The organism is Roseiterribacter gracilis (assembly GCA_018332375.1).
Lineage (GTDB): Bacteria > Pseudomonadota > Alphaproteobacteria > BOG-932 > Roseiterribacteraceae > Roseiterribacter > Roseiterribacter gracilis.
Map to the genome: position 1 here is coordinate 2,502,527 of BOPV01000001.1, position 17,321 is coordinate 2,519,847.

General features: G+C 63.4%; 16 protein-coding genes and 1 tRNA gene. 10 read left to right on the forward strand and 7 right to left on the reverse strand.

From position 1 onward, the window contains the following. Nucleotides 1–2 precede the first annotated feature (2 nt). The 8 genes from TMPK1_RS12325 to TMPK1_RS12360 all read left to right on the forward strand — a co-directional run bounded on the left by TMPK1_RS12325 (nucleotide 3) and on the right by TMPK1_RS12360 (nucleotide 8,549). Complete coding sequence (locus TMPK1_RS12325; protein WP_420243314.1) at nucleotides 3–704, forward strand: PEP-CTERM sorting domain-containing protein; 702 nt, start codon at nucleotides 3–5, stop codon at nucleotides 702–704. Nucleotides 705–892: 188 nt separating this feature from the next. After that, nucleotides 893–1,933 (forward strand): rod shape-determining protein, encoded by a 1,041-nt coding sequence (locus tag TMPK1_RS12330; protein WP_420243315.1) that lies wholly within the window; start codon nucleotides 893–895, stop codon nucleotides 1,931–1,933. Between the two features lie 199 nt (nucleotides 1,934–2,132). Next, entirely contained in the window at nucleotides 2,133–3,062 is a 930-nt protein-coding gene (gene mreC, locus TMPK1_RS12335; protein ID WP_420243316.1) for a rod shape-determining protein MreC, read from the forward strand. Continuing rightward, the gene (gene mreD / locus TMPK1_RS12340) at nucleotides 3,059–3,586 is read left to right on the forward strand and encodes a rod shape-determining protein MreD (protein ID WP_420243317.1); all 528 of its coding nucleotides are present in this window, start codon (nucleotides 3,059–3,061) and stop codon (nucleotides 3,584–3,586) included. Before mreC ends, mreD begins: the two co-directional genes overlap by 4 nt. Nucleotides 3,587–3,590: 4 nt before the next feature. Continuing rightward, the gene (gene mrdA / locus TMPK1_RS12345; RefSeq protein WP_420243318.1) at nucleotides 3,591–5,417 is read left to right on the forward strand and encodes a penicillin-binding protein 2; all 1,827 of its coding nucleotides are present in this window, start codon (nucleotides 3,591–3,593) and stop codon (nucleotides 5,415–5,417) included. Next, nucleotides 5,414–7,231 carry a penicillin-binding protein 2 gene (gene mrdA / locus TMPK1_RS12350; RefSeq protein WP_420243319.1) on the forward strand — a complete coding sequence of 606 codons (1,818 nt, stop codon included), beginning with the start codon at nucleotides 5,414–5,416 and terminating at the stop codon, nucleotides 7,229–7,231. The genes mrdA (TMPK1_RS12345) and mrdA (TMPK1_RS12350) overlap by 4 nt, the downstream gene beginning before the upstream one ends. Nucleotides 7,232–7,233: 2 nt before the next feature. Beyond that, complete coding sequence (gene rodA, locus TMPK1_RS12355; protein WP_420243320.1) at nucleotides 7,234–8,397, forward strand: rod shape-determining protein RodA; 1,164 nt, start codon at nucleotides 7,234–7,236, stop codon at nucleotides 8,395–8,397. 76 nt (nucleotides 8,398–8,473) lie between these two features. After that, a tRNA-Lys gene (locus tag TMPK1_RS12360) sits at nucleotides 8,474–8,549 on the forward strand. Nucleotides 8,550–8,611: 62 nt separating this feature from the next. On the opposite strand, the gene TMPK1_RS12365 is transcribed toward TMPK1_RS12360, so the two are convergent. The 4 genes from TMPK1_RS12365 to TMPK1_RS12380 form a co-directional block, all read right to left on the reverse strand. Then, the gene (locus TMPK1_RS12365) at nucleotides 8,612–9,049 is read right to left on the reverse strand and encodes a hypothetical protein (RefSeq protein ID WP_420243321.1); all 438 of its coding nucleotides are present in this window, start codon (nucleotides 9,047–9,049) and stop codon (nucleotides 8,612–8,614) included. Between the two features lie 30 nt (nucleotides 9,050–9,079). Then, a complete protein-coding gene (locus TMPK1_RS12370; RefSeq protein ID WP_420243322.1) occupies nucleotides 9,080–9,736 on the reverse strand; it encodes a MarC family protein in 657 nt (218 codons plus the stop codon). Nucleotides 9,737–9,783: 47 nt separating this feature from the next. Continuing rightward, nucleotides 9,784–11,664 (reverse strand): S9 family peptidase, encoded by a 1,881-nt coding sequence (locus TMPK1_RS12375; protein WP_420243323.1) that lies wholly within the window; start codon nucleotides 11,662–11,664, stop codon nucleotides 9,784–9,786. Between the two features lie 178 nt (nucleotides 11,665–11,842). After that, nucleotides 11,843–12,136: a hypothetical protein gene (locus tag TMPK1_RS12380; protein ID WP_420243324.1), complete on the reverse strand. Its 294-nt coding sequence runs from the start codon at nucleotides 12,134–12,136 to the stop codon at nucleotides 11,843–11,845. Nucleotides 12,137–12,289: 153 nt separating this feature from the next. On the opposite strand from TMPK1_RS12380, the gene gcvA reads away from it, so the two are divergent. Then, on the forward strand, nucleotides 12,290–13,195 hold the full coding sequence (gcvA, locus tag TMPK1_RS12385) for a transcriptional regulator GcvA (RefSeq protein WP_420243325.1): 906 nt from the start codon (nucleotides 12,290–12,292) through the stop codon (nucleotides 13,193–13,195). Nucleotides 13,196–13,310: 115 nt separating this feature from the next. Here gcvA and TMPK1_RS12390 read toward each other — a convergent pair whose 3' ends face one another. The 3 genes from TMPK1_RS12390 to TMPK1_RS12400 form a co-directional block, all read right to left on the reverse strand. Next, a complete protein-coding gene (locus tag TMPK1_RS12390) occupies nucleotides 13,311–13,805 on the reverse strand; it encodes a hypothetical protein (RefSeq protein ID WP_420243326.1) in 495 nt (164 codons plus the stop codon). 125 nt (nucleotides 13,806–13,930) lie between these two features. Further along, on the reverse strand, nucleotides 13,931–15,526 hold the full coding sequence (locus TMPK1_RS12395; protein ID WP_420243327.1) for an FAD-binding oxidoreductase: 1,596 nt from the start codon (nucleotides 15,524–15,526) through the stop codon (nucleotides 13,931–13,933). After that, nucleotides 15,526–16,197, reverse strand: a complete 672-nt coding sequence (locus TMPK1_RS12400) for a hypothetical protein (RefSeq protein ID WP_420243328.1) — start codon at nucleotides 16,195–16,197, stop codon at nucleotides 15,526–15,528. Before TMPK1_RS12400 ends, TMPK1_RS12395 begins: the two co-directional genes overlap by 1 nt. 86 nt (nucleotides 16,198–16,283) lie before the next feature. Between TMPK1_RS12400 and TMPK1_RS12405 the strand changes: the two genes are divergently transcribed. Further along, the gene (locus TMPK1_RS12405) at nucleotides 16,284–17,321 is read left to right on the forward strand and encodes a nitrilase-related carbon-nitrogen hydrolase (RefSeq protein WP_420243329.1); all 1,038 of its coding nucleotides are present in this window, start codon (nucleotides 16,284–16,286) and stop codon (nucleotides 17,319–17,321) included.

Genomic DNA, 17,321 nt, shown 5'->3' on the forward strand with positions numbered 1-17,321 from the left:
AGATGCGGATACTTGGACTAGCAACGCTTGTCGGCAGCCTCGCATGCGCATCAAGCGCGTGGGCGATTCCCGAACTTGACATCAACGACGGGACGCAGGTCAGTGAGAACGCGTTCGTCTCGTCGCTTGGCTCGTACACACGCGAAACTTTCAATGCGAGCCCGCGCACGACGGGATCCTCTGTCTCGACTGCAGTCGGCACATTCGCCTCCACCGTTGCCGGGCAGCAGGGACAAATCATCTCGATCGCGGACGGACCGATTGCCGGGCGCGGGCTCGCGCCGTTCAGCGGAAATTTTCTTGAGAGTCGCGACTCAACCGGCGTCACGTGGCACGCAACGTCGGCCACTGCATTCGACGCGATCGGTTTCTTTCTGCAGGACGCCGGCGACCAGGGTGCGCTGCTGAACATTACTGCCAACGACGGCAGTGCGGCGACCGTTACCGTCCAAGGCGGCGGCAACGGCAACACGCGCTACGTCGTCATCAAGTTCGACCATTTCGTCACCGACGCTGCGATCGACTTCGTCAACACTGGCAACCACCTGAACGCCGACGGCTGGGGCCTCGACAACATCACCGTCGGGCGGCTGATCGCGGGCGGCGGTGGCAACGCCGTCATCCCCGAGCCGGCCTCGCTGGTCAGCCTCGCCTCGGGCCTGTTTGGGCTAGGGTTCTTGCTCCGGCGGCGGCGTTCGCGCTGAGGCCAACAAAACCCGCGCACGCGTAAAACGGGCGGTCCTTCCGGACTGCCCGTTTTCGTTTGCCCGGATCGATAAAAGACGCGGCATCGGAACGCTGGCGCGATGCTTGGCAAGGATCTGAGCTTGCTCTATCCAACCCACTGCACTTGGTGCAATTCGCACCGCTTCCAGTGGATTTTCCTCCCTACATGTTTGGCAATCTGTTCGGCTTTCTTTCGAGCGACATCGCGATCGATCTCGGCACGGCGAACACGCTGGTCTACGTCAAGAATCGCGGCATCGTCCTCAATGAACCCTCGGTCGTGGCCATCGCGCAGCATCGCGGCAAAACGCAGGTGCTGGCGGTCGGCGACGAAGCCAAGCAGATGCTGGGCCGAACGCCGGGTGGCATCCAGGCCATCCGCCCCTTGCGCGACGGCGTCATCGCCGACTTCGAAGTCGCCGAGGAAATGATCAAGCACTTCATCCGGAAAGTGCATAACCGCCGCTCTTTCGCGAGCCCGCAGGTCATCATCTGCGTGCCCTCGGGTTCGACCGCAGTCGAACGCCGCGCCATTCAGGAGAGCGCTGAATCGGCCGGTGCCCGCCGCGTGTTCCTGATTGAAGAGCCGATGGCCGCCGCGATCGGCGCCGGCCTGCCCGTGACCGAGCCGACCGGCTCGATGATCGTGGATATCGGCGGCGGCACCACCGAAGTGGCCGTCATCTCGCTCGGCGGCATCGTCTATTCGCGCTCTGTGCGCGTCGGCGGCGACAAGCTGGACGAGGCGATTATCGCCTATATCCGCCGCAACCATAACCTTCTGGTCGGCGAGTCCTCGGCCGAGCGCATCAAGAAGGAAATCGGCTCGGCCTGCCCGCCCGCCGATGGCGAAGGCCGTTCGATGGAGATCAAGGGCCGCGACCTGATGAACGGCGTGCCCAAGGAAATCCTGATCACCGAACGGCAGATCGCGGAGAGCCTGGGTGAACCGGTCTCGGCCATCGTCGAAGCGGTCAAGGTCGCGCTGGAGCACACGGCGCCCGAATTGGCGGCCGATATCGTCGATAAGGGCATCGTGCTCACCGGCGGCGGCGCGCTCTTGGGCAATCTCGACTTCGTGCTGCGCCACGCGACCGGCCTGCCGGTCTCGATCGCAGACGACCCGCTGTCCTGCGTCGCGCTGGGCTCGGGCCGGGCACTGGAAGAGATGAAGACGTTGAAGAACGTCATCATCAACGCTTACTAAGTACCTGAAAAAACCGTCCAAAAGGCGGTCGAGACTCAGGATTCGTTTAACGAATCGTGGTAAACGGAAGCTGATCAGAGAGCCAAACGGGCAATCTCTGGCGTTCGACGGGCTAAGCGTTTTCGACTGAAAACGCTTTAGTCATAAAGGGATGAGGTTTCCCCGAGGGAGACCTCAGGGGCAAGGGACCCACCGTCGTATGGCATTGGGGAAGCGAGACGGACGAGGGGCCGCCATCGGGACGGTCCAGCAATGGCGCGCTACGGCACAGCGCCTGTCGTCGCTTCTGCTCGCCATGACCGCAATCGCCTTGATGGTGATGGGCAAGCTCGATGCGACCTTGGCCGAACGCGTGCGGGCACGCGCCGGCGACGTCATCGCCCCCGTCCTGGCGTTCGTCAGCGAACCGATTTCCAGCGCCAATGACTGGCTCGAAGAAGGCACACATCTCTTTGCGCTGGTGCGCGAGAATGCGCGGCTGCGCGAAGAAAATATGCGTCTGCGCCAGTGGCAGGATTCCGCGCTGAAACTCGAAGCCGAAAACGCATCGCTGCGTTCGCTGCTCGCCTACAAGCCCGATCCCGCCGTGCAGACGCGCACCGCGCGCGTGGTCGGCGATCAGGCCGGCCAGTATGTGCGCAGCGTGCTGGTGATGGCCGGCACCAAAGACGGAATCGCCAAAGGCCAAGCGGCCATGACCGGCGCCGGCTTGGTTGGTCGCGCCACCGACGTCGGGTTCTGGTCGTCGCGCATTCTGCTGCTGACCGATTTGAACTCGAACATTCCGGTCATCATCGAAGAGAGCCGCGAGCGCGCCATCGTCTCGGGCGACAACTCGGATTTCCCGCGCCTGATCTTCGTCGCGCAGGATGCGCGCATCGTTCCCGGTCAGCGCGTCGTTACGTCGGGCCATGACGGGATTTTCCCGGTCGGCCTGCCGGTCGGCATCGTGCGTTCGGTCAACGGCAACGACATTCGCATCGCACCGCTCGCCGATCTGTCGCGGTTGGAGTTGCTGCAGCTGATCGACACCAGCATGTCGTCGCTGACGCCTGAAACCGCCCCTGCTCTACCGCCTGTCGCCCCTGCTCCCGGCACTGTTCCGCGCAAGGCCCGCGGGCGGTCGTGACCCCGACGAGCGTCTGGCACCGGCTGGACCAGACGGCGCGCGCCCTGGTCCCAGGCCTGATCCTGATATTGGCGACCTTGCTGTCGCTGCTGCCGCTGGGCATTCCCGGTTGGGGCCAGGTCACGCCACCCTTTCTGCTGATGGCGATTTTCTGGTGGTCGATCCATCGCCCGCAATCGATTCCGCCGTCGGTCGCGTTCGGCATCGGCCTGCTGCAGGACCTCGCATCGGGCGCGCCGATCGGACAAAGCGCGCTGCTGCTGGTCATCACACAATGGATCATTTCGGGCCAGCGCCGCTTTCTCGCTGCGCAACCGTTCCTGCTCGTCTGGGGCTCGTTCGCGTTGGTCACCGCGGTCGCGGCCGTGCTCGAGTGGGTGTGTTACGCGCTGCTGACGGTGCGCATTCCGCCGATCGAAAGCGGACTGATCCGCGCCGGTCTGGGTGTGGCGTTATTTCCCATCGTTGTCCGCCTCGTGCTGCTACCGGCGCAACGATTCGCCAACGACGGCGTGGTATCCTGAAGCCATGAGCGCAGACCGCGACGCAGACCGGTTTCGCACGCTGGGCCGCCGTGCGGCGATGCTCGGCGGGCTGCAGCTGGGCATGCTCGGTGTGCTCGGTTCGCGCATGTACTGGCTGCAAGTGTTGGAAAGCGAGCGTTACCAGATGCTCGCCGACGACAACCGCATCAATCTGCGTTTGCTGGCGCCGTCGCGCGGTACGATCGTCGATCGCTACGGCCAGCCGCTAGCGCTCAACGAACGCAATTACCGCGCGCTGATCGTCAGCGAACAAACCCCGTCGGTCGAACGCACGCTCAACACACTGACCAGCATGTTGTCGCTGGGCGATCAGGAGAAGCAGCGCATCCTGAAAGAAGTCGCGAAGAAGCGCGCCTTCATGCCCGTGCTGCTGCGCGAGAACCTGACCTGGGAACAAGTCGCGGCCGTGCAGGTCAATGCGCCGGATCTGCCGGGCGTGTCGATCGATGTCGGCGAAGTCCGTTCCTATCCGCTCGGCGACGCGCTGAGCCATGTCGTCGGCTATGTCAGCGCGGTCAACGAAGCCGAACTGAAAGACGAGAAAGAACCGGTGCTCGCGCTGCCCGGATTCAAGATCGGCAAGAACGGCATCGAGAAACATCACGAACTCAATCTGCGCGGTCGCGCCGGAACCACGCAGGTCGAAGTCAACGCCTACGGCCGCACCATCCGCGAGCTTGCGCGCGACGACGCCAAGGCGGGCCATCGTCTGACGCTGACGATCGACGCCGAGCTGCAGAAAGTCGCGCACGAACGGCTGCGCCAGGAAGAGTCGGGCGCCGCCGTCGTGATGGATGCGCATACCGGCGCGATCTACGTGATGGCGAGCTTCCCCGGCTTCGATCCCAATATTTTCAGCCGCGGCATCCCGCTCGATTTGTGGGAAGAGCTGCAATCGTCGCCGACATTGCCGCTCAACAACAAAGCGTCGGGCGGCGTCTATCCGCCGGGCTCGACCTTCAAGATGACGACGGCGCTGGCCGGTCTCGACAGCGGTGCGATCGATCTCAACCACACGGTCCATTGCAACGGCCAGTACCCGTTCGGCGATCACGTCTTCCATTGCTGGAAGAAGGGCGGACACGGTTCGGTCAATCTGACCTATGCCTTCGCGCAAAGCTGCGACTGTTTCTTCTACGACGTCGGACGGCGCGCCGGCATCGATGCGATCTGGGCCACCGCAACCAAGTTGGGGTTCGGCGGCAAGACCGGTCTCGATCTGCCGTACGAACGTCCGGGTTTGATACCGAGCACGGCGTGGAAGAAGCGCGCGACCGGCGACATCTGGCATCCCGGTGAAACGTTGTCCGTGTCGATCGGCCAAGGCGCCGTCGTCGTAACGCCGCTGCAGCTTGCGGTGATGTGCGCGCGCATCGCCAGCGGCTTTGCGGTCGAACCGCATCTCGCCAAAGAAATCCAAGATGTCGGCCGCGAACGCACCGATTGGCCACGTCTGCCGTTCAAGCAACAGCATCTCGACGCGATCCGTCTCGGCATGACCGCAGTCGTGCAGTACGGCACCGCGGCGCGCAGCCAGATCAAAGAGCCCGGCATGCAGATGGCGGGCAAAACCGGCAGCGCGCAGGTGCGCCGCATCACCGCCGCCGAACGCGAGCGCGGCGTGAAGTCGGAACAGCTGCCGTGGAAAGATCGCGACCATGGCCTGTTCGTCAGCTACGCCCCGGTCGACAATCCGCGCTATGTCTGCGCCGTCGTCTGCGAGCACGGCAATCACGGCGCCACCGCAGCGTTGGTCGCGCACGATCTGATGCTGGCCGCGCAAAGACGCGATCCCGGCGCCATTTCGTGAATCTGCCCGCCGACCTGCCGCGCCGGCGTACGCTCGGCCGTCGTGCAGCGATGCTCGGCGGGCTGCATGTCGGAATGCTCGGCTTGCTGGGCGCGCGCATGTACCAGCTGCAGATCCGCGACCGCGAACGCTATCAGACGCTGGCTGACGAGAACCGGATTGCGATCCGGCTGCTGGCGCCGTCGCGCGGCACGATCGTCGATCGCTACGGCACGCCGTTGGCGCACAATGAACGCAACTTCCGCGCCTTGCTGGTGGCGGAACGCACGCCGTCGATCGACCGCACGCTTGCAACGTTGCAGACCATCGTTCCGCTGAACGACGACGACCTGCAACGGATCGAACGCGACGTCGCACGCAAGCGCGGCTTCGTGCCGGTGCTGCTGCGCGACAACCTGCCGTGGGAGCAGGTCGCCGCGATCGAAGTGCACGCGCCCGACCTGCCGGGCGTGACGATCGAAATTGGCGATGTTCGCGCCTATCCGCTGGGACCGGCCGCAAGCCATTTGCTCGGCTACGTCAGCGCCGTGACCGAAGCCGACCTCAAAGCCGACCGCGATCCGATCCTGTCCCTGCCCGGCTTCAAGATCGGCAAGAACGGCGTCGAACGGCAGCACGAACAAACGCTGCGCGGCGTCGCGGGTACGGCACAGGTCGAAGTCAACGCCGTCGGCCGCGCCGTGCGCGAACTGGCGCGCGACGATGCGCAAGCCGGACCGAAACTAACGCTGACGCTCGACGCCGAGTTGCAGAAACTCGCCTATGAAAAACTCGCACCCAAACGATCGGGTGCGGCGGTGGTGTTGGATATTCATACCGGCGCGATCTATGCGCTTGCGTCCTATCCCGGCATCGCAACGGATCTGTTTATGCGCCCGATTCCGCAGAGCGTCTGGACCGAGCTGGTACAGGATCCGGCGACGCCGTTGATGAACAAGGCGATCACCGGCGTCTACGCGCCAGGCTCGACGTTCAAAGTCGCGACCGCGCTCGCGGGTCTCAGCACGCGCAAAGTCGAACCCGACCACACCGTCAACTGCGCCGGCCATTTCACCGTCGGCGATCACACATTCCACTGTCACTTGAAGGGCGGGCACGGCCGCGTCGGCTTCGCGCAGGCCTTCGCCAAATCCTGCAACGTGTTCTTCTATGACGTCGCGACGCGCGCCGGCATCGATGCGATTTACGACGCGGCATCGACGCTTGGCCTTGGCCAACCGAGCGGTGTTGATCTTCCGCATGAAAGCGCCGGCCGGGTGCCGAACCCGGCTTGGAAAAAGAAAGTCAGCCGCGACGTGTGGCACCCCGGCGAAACGCCGTCGGTCGGCATCGGACAAGGCGACGTGCGCGCCAATCCGTTGCAACTGGCGTTGATGGTTGCGCGGCTTGCGAGTGGGTCGGCGGTATCGCCGCATCTCACCAAGACCGGCGTGCGCAATGAATGGTCGCGCCTGCCGTTCGAGGCGCGGCATCTCGACGTGGTGAAATCCGGGCTGGAAGCGGTATGCAGCCCCGGCGGCACGGCGGCAGCGGCGCAGATCAAAGAACCCGGCATGCAGATGGCGGGCAAAACCGGCAGCGCGCAGTTCCGTCGCATCACCCAGGAAGAACGAGACGAAGGCGTGCATAGCGACGATCTGGATTGGGACGAAGCCGACCACGCGCTGTTCGTCGGCTACGCACCGGCGAACGCGCCGCGTTACGCCTGCGCCGTCGTGATCGAGCATGGCGGCCACGGCAACACCGTCGCCGCCCCGATCGCGCGCGACCTGTTGCTGGAAGTGCAGAAGCGCAATCCGGGCGCGGTGGTGTAGCGATGAGTTGGATTTCCGCGTCGTCGCGCACGTCACATGCTTTCGGTACGCCCGAATTGTCGCTGGCCGCCAAGGTCTGGCAGATCAGCCGCGTCTTCGTCGTGCTGGTGCTGGCGCTCGGTGCGGTCGGCGTGTTGGGGCAATACTCGGCCGCCAACGGTCACATGGAGCCGTGGGCAGGCCGACACGCGCTGCGCTTTGGCGTGTTGTTCGTTGGCATGATCGGCATCGCGCTGATAGACATCCGCTTTCTCGCGCGCATGGCGTACCCGATCTATTTCGCCAATCTGCTGCTGCTCGCGGGCGTCGAAGCCTACGGCAAGATCGGCGGTCTTGGCGCGCAACGTTGGATCAATCTCGGCTTCGTGCAGCTGCAGCCATCCGAGTTGATGAAGATCGCGCTGATCCTGGGATTGGCGCGCTGGTTTCATGACGCGACGTTGGAAGACGTGCGCCGGCCGACCTATTTGCTCGCACCGCTCGCGATGGTGCTGGTGCCGGTCGGGTTGGTGCTGGCGCAGCCCAATCTCGGCACCGGGTTGATGCTGCTGATGATGGGCGGCGCGATCTTTTTTCTGGTCGGCGTGCGGCTGTGGAAATTCGGGCTGCTAATCGCATGCGGCGTCGGCGCGGTGCCGCTCGTCTGGCGTTTCATGAAGGACTATCAGAAGCGCCGCGTGACCACGTTCCTGGATCCGTCGACCGATCCGCTGGGCGCCGGCTATCACATCACCCAGTCAAAGATTGCGCTGGGATCGGGCGGGCTGTGGGGCAAAGGCTTTCTGCTCGGCTCGCAAAGCCATCTGAACTTCCTGCCGGAAAAACAGACCGACTTCATTTTCACCCTGCTCTGCGAGGAGTGGGGCTTCTGGGGTGGCGTAAGCCTGCTCACCCTGTTCGCGATGGTGGTCGCCTACGGGATCTTTGTGGGATTGCGGTCCCGCAACCAATTTGGCCGCATCCTGGCGCTGGGCCTGTCGATCAACCTGTTCCTCTACGTCTTCATCAACACCGCGATGGTGATGGGGCTGATCCCGGTCGTGGGCGTCCCGTTGCCGCTGATTTCGTTCGGCGGCACCTCGATGATGGCCGTGATGATCGGATTCGGGCTGATTCTCTCAGTGCTGGTGCACCGGGATTCCCGGATGCGGAACGGGGAGATCTGAGCCCCGAAAAAAGGGGCCTGCCCCTATGGACGGGGCGGACCCCTCTGGGTATGTTCCGCGCCCTGCCGGGTATCGTGGGTGCATAGCTCAGTTGGTAGAGCAGCTGACTCTTAATCAGCGGGTCCAAGGTTCGAGTCCTTGTGCACCCACCAAACCCCGTCAGACCAAAAGGGCCGCCTCGTTGAGAGGGCGGCCCTTTGTCGTTTCGTACGGATCAGAACGCTGTCGGGCTGATCACGAGACTGTTTTCAAGAATGCCGTCGAGGATGCCGACGCGATACGCACGTCGATCGCCCGGCCGTAGCTCTGCCGCGACCTCCGGGATGTTGCCGAGTCCGAAGAGCGCCTGCGGATAATTGGCGCTGAAAACATGATATCCCGCGGGCGGATAGATCGTGACCTTCTCGGACGTGTACAGATCCGCAATCGGCACGCCATCCATGAACACGCGGATCTTCGCGGTGACGCTTGCAAACCCGCTGTCGCGTTTGAGTACGATTTCCGCCGAGTCGGGCCGCGGCTGCAGATAGGCACGGTTGAGCAAACGATCGCTCGGCACCGGCTGCGCGGCAGACGTCGGAACCGGCGACGTCGAACACGCCGTAATTGCGAACAACAGCGACATCGAGGCAAGCAGGCTGCGCAATGACATTCTCATCCCCGTTTGTTTTTCGTTGTGCGCTCAGCGCACCGGCAACGACAACCAGGCTTCGGTAAAGCCGCTCCAGAACAGCTGCACGCCGATGCAGATCAGAATGAAGGCGAACAGACGCGCCAGCGCGTCGGTGCCGGATTTTCCAAGCGCACTGCCGATGCGATCGGCGAAGCGGTACGACACGAAAATCAACAGACCCATCGCCAATACGGCCGCCAGCGAACCGAGCGCGTAGCTCGTCATGTCGGCGCGCTGCGAACGACCGGTCGACAACGCGATCGTCACCGCAATCGTGCCCGGTCCCGTCGTGAGCGGCAGCGTCAGCGGATAGAAGGCGAATTGTTTGAGATCGGTGCCATCGCCCGTCGACACGCCGCCGGCAACCGGTCCGCTGGCGGGCGCGCGCAGCAACTGCCAGCCCGACAGAGTCACGACCAGTCCGCCCGCGATGCGCAGGATCGGAACCGAGATGCCGAACAGCTGCAGAAACGACGAACCGATCGCCAGCGACACCGCCATGATGATCGAGCTGTAGATCGCCACCCATTTCGCCAACAGCGCGCGATCCTGCTTTTGCAGATGCCGCGTCAGCGCCAGAAACAGCAGCGCCGTTCCCGGTGGATTGATGATCGGAAACAGCGCCGCGAAGACGATCAGAAAATGGTCGCTGAGTGCGTGCAGCATCGCCCGACCTTCGCTAAATCACCGCGACCGGTCAATTGCAGCCAGACTCAGCCCGGTGGCTTGCCGTTCAGATAGCGATCGAAGAACTGCACGATCGATACGGTCGACTTCACGCGGTTGGGCATCTTGCGCCAGCCATGTCCCTCGTCGGGGAACAGCACATATTCGACCGGCACGTTGCGGCCTTTGAGGCTGGCGACGATCTGCTCGGCTTCGATCACCGGCACGTTGGTGTCGTTGGCGCCGTGCAACACGATCAACGGCGTCTTGATGCGATCGAGTTTGTGAATCGGCGACAGGCTGGCGAGCATCGCGGCCTCTTTGTCGGGATCGCCGTACTCGACTTTCGAAATCGCCGCCATCCACGGCTGGGTGTGCTTGAAGAACGTGGCGAAATTCACGATGCCGAACAGATTGGCGCCGGCTGCGAACATGTCGGGATATTCGGTGACGCCCGCCATCACCATGTAGCCGCCGTAACTGCCGCCGACGATGCCAAGACGCCCCGGCTGCGCGACGCCAGTCGCGACAAGGTGATCGACGCTCGCTTTGATGTCGCGCACCGAATTCACGCGCAGCGCACCATTGTCGAGATTCATGAACTTCTTGCCGAAGCCGGTTGAACCACGAACGTTGGGCGCGAACACGCTGATGCCACGCGCGACCAGCGCTTGCGTCACGTCGCTCAAGCCCGGACGCGATTGTCCTTCCGGTCCGCCATGAAACGAAAACACGACCGGCCCCGGTCCGGTGACGCCGCGCGGGCGCGTCAACCAGCCCGACAAATCCAGACCGTCATGCGCCTTGTACGTCACCAGCGTCGGCTCGACGAAGGATGCAAGGTCGACACCGTCATGCGGGCTGTTGGTCAGGCGCGTGAACGTGCCGCTTGCGATATCGAGCACGTGAATGTCGGTGGTGATTGCCGATCCGGTTGCGACCACCGCAAGCCGGCTGCCGTCTTTCGAGAAGCGCAGCGTGTAGGTGACGTCGGCAGGTAGTTTCGGCGCCGGTGAAACTTTGCCGGTTGCAGTGTCGAGAAACGACAGCTCGCTACGGCCCGCGACGTTCCACAACAAGGCTGCACGTTTGCCTTGGCGATCGAGAATGGCGCCGTCGCCTTCCGCGTCGTCGCGCGACGCGACGATCTTCATCGGCCCCGGCTTGTGCGACTTGTCGAGTTCGACATAGCCGAACGCGATCCGGTCACGCCCGCCATTGGTCGAGACATAGACGCGGTTGCCGTCGGGCGAGAACTGGCCCCAATAAAAACTGCCGGTACCTTCATGCGGCGTCAGCAGTGTTTCGGCGCCGCTCTTCATGTCGACGAGATAGAGATTGTTGTCGCCGCGGCTGATCAGCCGCGTCACGACCGCGTATTTGCCGTCCATGCTGACGTCGAGCACGCCGTTATTGCCCGCTTTGGCGACGATCGCTTTCGACGTGCCGGTGCGCGGATCGAGCAGCAACGCGTCGAACGCCGCCGGGTCGCGCTGATTCGAACCGGCGCGCAAAAAACGCCCGTCTTTCGTCCAACCGGCGAGGCTGTTGTTTTCTTGCCCGCCCGGCGTCAAACGACGCAGCGCCGATCCGTCAGGCTTCAACACATAAATCTGCACGTTGAGACCGCCGCCGGGCGCGACGTCGATGGCAAGATCGTCGTTGGTCGGCGACCAATGCACCGACTGGACTGGATCGGTCAGCGTCGTGATCTGTTTTGCGTCGCCGCCCGCCGCCGGCATCACCCAGACTTGCGGCGAGCCGCTGCGATTGCTGACGAAAGCGATTCGGGTTCCGTCGGGCGAGAAGCTGGGCGAACCCGCGCTGCCGATTCGGGCAATGGCAGCGACGCTGCGATCGAGATCGCCGTCAGCGGCCCAAGCCGGTGCTGCAACCAACAACGCAGCGAACAGAGCAAGACGGCGCATTGCGAACCTCACGATCGAACCGATGTCCGACTTTCGCAGGTCTGCGCGCAAAGTCACAACGCGAGCCGCAAAAAGAAACGGCCGCCGTCGCAAGGACAAGCGGCCGTTTGGTGCGAGCCGGTGCGCGAAAGGGGAAGAAACGCGCAACCCGCCGTACCTAGACAAGCATCAGCAGGACTCAGCCGGTCGGCTGACCCGTGCGCAGGTCGATGCGAATCTTCTTGGCCGGAATACCTTCGGCCGAAACCAGCGTGACCACCGCGGTGTCGCCCTGGCGCTCGGCCGTGCCGACGCGCAGCGACGAGTTCTCGTCCGTCAGCATCTTGCGGACGACCTGCTTGGCTTCGTTGACAGACATGGCCTGCTCCGACGCCATCGGGGCCGGGGTTTCGGCGGCGAGGGCCGGCGCGGCGACGGCGAGGGCCGCCACGGCAGCCAGAGTGAGCAATGCACGCATGATGAGCTTCTCCATCCCAGGTTCGTTTGTGCGCCGACGGATAAGCTTGTTCGATCTACCGGGTCCGTGCCCGATAGCCGCCGCGCGAGGTGACGTGGCGAAGATGCTGGGGTATACCGCCAGTTACAAACGAGACTTCCTGATCGCCCGCATAAGGAGGCCTTATCTGTGAGCAAGCCGCTTCCACCCCTCAATACCTTCCGGGTTTTCGAGGCCGCGGCGCGTCACCTGTCCTTCACCCAGGCCGCCTCCGAGCTTGGGATGACCCAGGCGGCGGTCAGCTACCAGATCAAGCTGCTGGAAGACCGGCTTGGCGTGGCGCTGTTCCGGCGCCTGACGCGCCAGTTGGCGCTGACCGATGCAGGACAGAAATTGTCGCCGGTTGTGACCGAGACGTTTCAGCGTCTGCGCACCGCCATCTCGGATCTGACTGAAGGCGCCGAAGGCGTGTTGTCGATTTCGAGCATCAATACATTCGCGACCAACTGGCTGGTGCCGCGCCTCGGCCGGTTCCAAGTCGCGCAGCCCAAGATCGCGGTGCGGCTGGAAGCGAATGCGCGCCTCGTCGATTTCGCGCGCGAAGATGTCGATGTCGGTATTCGCGGCGGCGCCGGCCGTTGGCCCGGTCTTGTCGCGGTGCCGCTGATGACGGTGGAATTGTCGCCTATGGTTGCGCCAGCGTTGCTGGCGAAGGTTGGCGGTGTGACGCGTCCACGCGATCTGCTGCAACTGCCGTTACTGGCGCCCGATGAAGAGAATTGGGAACGCTGGTTCGACGCTGCAGGCGAACCGGTGCAGCTGCAACCGACCGGTCCGTTCTCGACCTTCGAGACGCAACATATGTTGGGCCAGGCCGCGATGTCGGGTCAGGGCGTAGCGTTGCTGACGGTCGGCATGTTCGGCGACGAGCTGGAACAGGGACGGCTGGTGCAGCCTTTCGCGACAAGCGTTCGGCTAGAACAGGGCTATTTCCTGGTCTATCCCGAATCGCGCGCCAACACGCCCAAGATCCGCGCTTTTGAAGACTGGATCATCACCGAACTGATGCAGGACCGCGCACGGCGAGCTGCGTAAACATCCCCTGCGAAAGCATGGGTCCATCGCGCCGACGCCCTGCTGCAAAACAAAGGGCCAAACAAAAAGAGCCGCATCGCTGCGGCTCTTGAATGGATCCCTGCTTTCGCAGGGACTAGATGGTGCGGTGACGGCGTTCCAGCAGGTCGATCTGCGTCTGGATCTTGGCCAGCTGTTCTTTTGAATCGCCTTCGACACCGAGCGCGTACGCAACGCGTTCGGTTGCGTAGAGGCCAAGTTGGGCTGCTTCGGGCAATTCGCGCGAACCGCGAATTTCATCGACCAGTGCCGGCGGCGGCACGCGATCGATGCGGTGATGCAGCGCCGCCATGCCGATGCGCAGACCACGCAATGCGGGCGCGCCGTAGCGTTCCCAATTCTCTGCCGTCGTGCGCAGACGTTGCACCAGCTTGCCGCGCTCGAGGCTTTTGGCGAGTCGCGCAACGGCAACGAAGCCCGGCAGGTCTTCGACCGGATCCGGTGCACGGATCGCAACCTTGTCGATCTCGGGTGCAGCCGTCATCACTTCGTCGCGCACCAGTTTGGGGCCCTTCGACGAAACGACCTTCATGGTCGGCTTCGCAGTCGTCGTCTTTTTGGCAGTCGCCATCACGCAGTCTCCCCGAGCGAGATCCGATTTGTTCAAATCGGATTCCGCTCTCCTCTAATATTTTGTCCGCGCGTTTCTCCCTCCGCGAACCGGTACCCACTTCGCGGGAAAACGCGCCGGCGACATCATACCGAACGATTCGTGCCGGGCGCGAGACCGAGCGAGCCCGGGTTCACACGACATTCTGAATCCAAAAGCGCCTTCACGCCTTCCACGACGCGCCACGCCTCGGGCCGCAACCCCTGGCGGTACGGATAGGATTTGCCGATCTGGAAATGCGTGCAGCCATGGGCCAAAAACAGCTCGGCTGCGGCTTTGCGCAGCATGTGCACGAGCGCGTCGGCCGCCGGATTGGCTGGGAAATCTGTCAGGTTGGCCACGAACTCGGCGCCCAGCGCGCGATCGTGGAGCGGCAGCCGATCCGATTCCCACCAGAAGATCGGCTCCAACAACATCGCGTTGGTCGCAACCGTCACCGCCAGCTGTCCAACGACGATCCCGTGCTGTGCAATCGCGTCTGCATGCTGCGCCCACAACGCGTCGAGCGCCGCCTGCAAGCGCGGCCCTTGCGACAACGGCATCAAACCGTGCACCGGAATCCAGCGTTCGCCGACCGGACCCAGCATCGAAATCAGCGGACCGAACGGCGTGCCGCGCATCACTTTGGGAATCGTGTTTTCGATCTCGCGTCCGCCATGCTGCACGCAGATGGCGCGCGCACGATCGGCCATGCGCTTCACATAATCGGCGTCGCGCCCTTCGACCGTGGCGTGCAGCGACCATTTCACGTCATCCATGAAACGCCGTCCCGCAACCGCGACCTTGGCGCCTTCGAGCACGCCTTTGAGCAAACTCCCCTGCCCGGTCACGACGCCTTTCAGCGCTTTGAGGTCGCTGCCGAGACTGGCGCGCTTCAAGCGCTGCTGCTGCAGGCCCGGATCAAATGCAAAAGATTCGCTGACCAGCTGTTCGCGCGCGAGCGCGGCCATCGCAGCATAGAGCGAGGTCGACTCTTCGAACGCGACGCTGAGGAAACGCGTCTCGGTCGCGGCTAGAATCAATTTCAAGGTCGCGGTTGCTTTGACGCCGAACGCGCCCGTATCGCCGAGGAACAGCCCGGTCAGATCGGGCCCGTACCAACGCATGAAGGGTTGCGCACCAACGACCGCGGCCGAGCCGGTCGGCAGCACGCTGCCGTCGGCCAGCACCACTTCAAGACCAAGCACGCTGTCGGCGGTCGTGCCGTACAGGCCGCTGCCGAAGAAGATCGAGTTTTGCGACAGGCCACCGCCAATCGTCGCGCGCAGCCCCGACAAGGTGCCCCACATCGGCGTGCGCAAACCCGTGTCGGACAACGCATCATGCAGCTTGGCCCAAGTCACGCCCGCTTCGACGCGCACATACATGTCGTCGCGATTGATTTCGAGCACGCGGTCCATGCGCGACATGTCGATCGTGACGCTGCGATCCGACACCGGCAGGTAGCCGCCGGTGTAGGACATGCCCGCGCCGCGCGGCACCACGGCAAAGTCGGCCGCGGTGATCATGCGCACCGCAGCGGCAAGTTCTTCGGTCGACCCCGGGCGTACGACCAGCGCGGGCACGAACTTGGCTGCCTCGTACACATCCATGCCGAACAAAGCGCGTTCGGTTTCGTCGCGCACGATCTGCTCGGCACCAAGCCGTTGCGCCAACTTGTCGGCGAGTTGATTTGCGTCCATCAGAATGGCTTCGCTAGTCCGAGATAGGCTTCGACGAGGAGCAGGCACCATAAAGTCAGCACCACCGGCCGCACGCGATGCACGGTTCGTCGCAACGTCGCTTCGACGTCGGGCGAGGAGCCGGTCTGGATCAACGCACCGAACGCAGGGCCGAACGGGCGAAAGGTCAGGCGGATCATCAAGCCGTTCACGATCAGCAGCGCATAGACGATCAGTTTCGCTGCCAGCCAATTCGATCCGGTCGCGGGCCCGTCACCAGCCAGCGATCGCAATGCGACAAACAGCAACGCGGTGATGACGACGAAGCGCATGGCAAGATCGAGTTTGGCGACATACCGGCCGAGCTTGGTTCGCGCTTTCGTCGCCAACACCAGCACCATCCACAGCCAGACAGCGGCGAAGATCCAAAGCGGCAGCAACAGAATCGGATCGAAGCGCAGATAGCCCGCGCGCAAACCCAATGTCGTGCCGACGGGCAGGATCAGCACCAGGCAAATGCGCGGCGCTTGATCGAGGAAATGCAGGATCTTCATCACCGTCAGCCGCGTCGCGACGGGAAGCTCGGGCTTGATGAGAAAGCCCGCGCAATAAAACACGCCAAGGTCGCCGCCGAGCCAATAGACCAGCAGCAACACATGCACGAGCGCGAGCAGCCCGAGATCGAGCGGCATCTATCTTTCCTCATGAACGGGGCTTGCGACCCCGGCGATTTGTCCGGACATTATGCAAGGCCGAATGTGAGCGACAAGGAAGCAGAATGACAGAGACGACCGCCTACCGAGCGCTCGCACTGCAAGTTCGCTGTCGCGCGGTGAATCTTCTCGGCAAGGACGAGGCGCGTGCGTCGATGCTGGCCACGATCGCGCGGATCGACGCGCAGATTGGCGCCAGCAAAGGCTTCATCGGCAGTGACGTTCGGCTGGTCGTGCTGCCCGAGTATTTCCTGACCTCGTTTCCGGTCGGCGATCCGCTGCCGGCATGGCGCGACAAAGCAGCGATCGCACCGGACGGCGCCGAAGCAACCGCGCTCGCTGCGGTGGCGCAGAAGCACAATGTCTTTCTCGCGGGCAATGCCTACGAAACCGACCCGGGCTTCCCCGATCTCTATTTTCAGTCGTGCCTGGTCTGGTCACCATCGGGCGAACTGGTGCTGCGCTATCGCCGGTTGATCTCGATGTTCGCACCGTCGCCGTGGGATGTGTGGGACGCGTTTCTCGATCGCTACGGCATTGACGCGGTGTTCCCGGTCGCGGCAACCGAGATCGGCAAGCTGGCTGCGATCGCGTCGGAAGAAATCCTCTATCCCGAAATAGCGCGCGCCCATGCGGTGAAAGGCGCGGAGATTTTGCTGCATTCGACCAGCGAAACCGGATCGCCCGACCTGACGCCGAAAGACATCGCCAAGCGCGCGCGTGCGCTGGAAAACCTCGTCTATGTCGTTTCGGCAAATTCGGGCGGTATCGAAGGAACGCCGATGCCCGAGAATTCGACCGACGGCATGTCGAAACTGATCGACTATACCGGGCGCGTTCTGGCGGTTGCGGACACAGGCGAGACGATGGCGGCCAATGCCGAACTCGATCTCGCCGCGCTACGTCGCAATCGCGCGCGCGTCGGCATGGGCAATCTGCTGGCGCGCCAGGCGCTGGGCCCGTTCAGCGAAACCTACGCAGCGGAGATCCATCCCAAGAATACGATGTGGCGCGACGGCAAGGTCGCCGTGCCCGATCGCAGCGTCTTCGTCGAACGACAGCGCAACGTCATCGCCGCCCTGACCGCACGCGGTGTGCTCTGA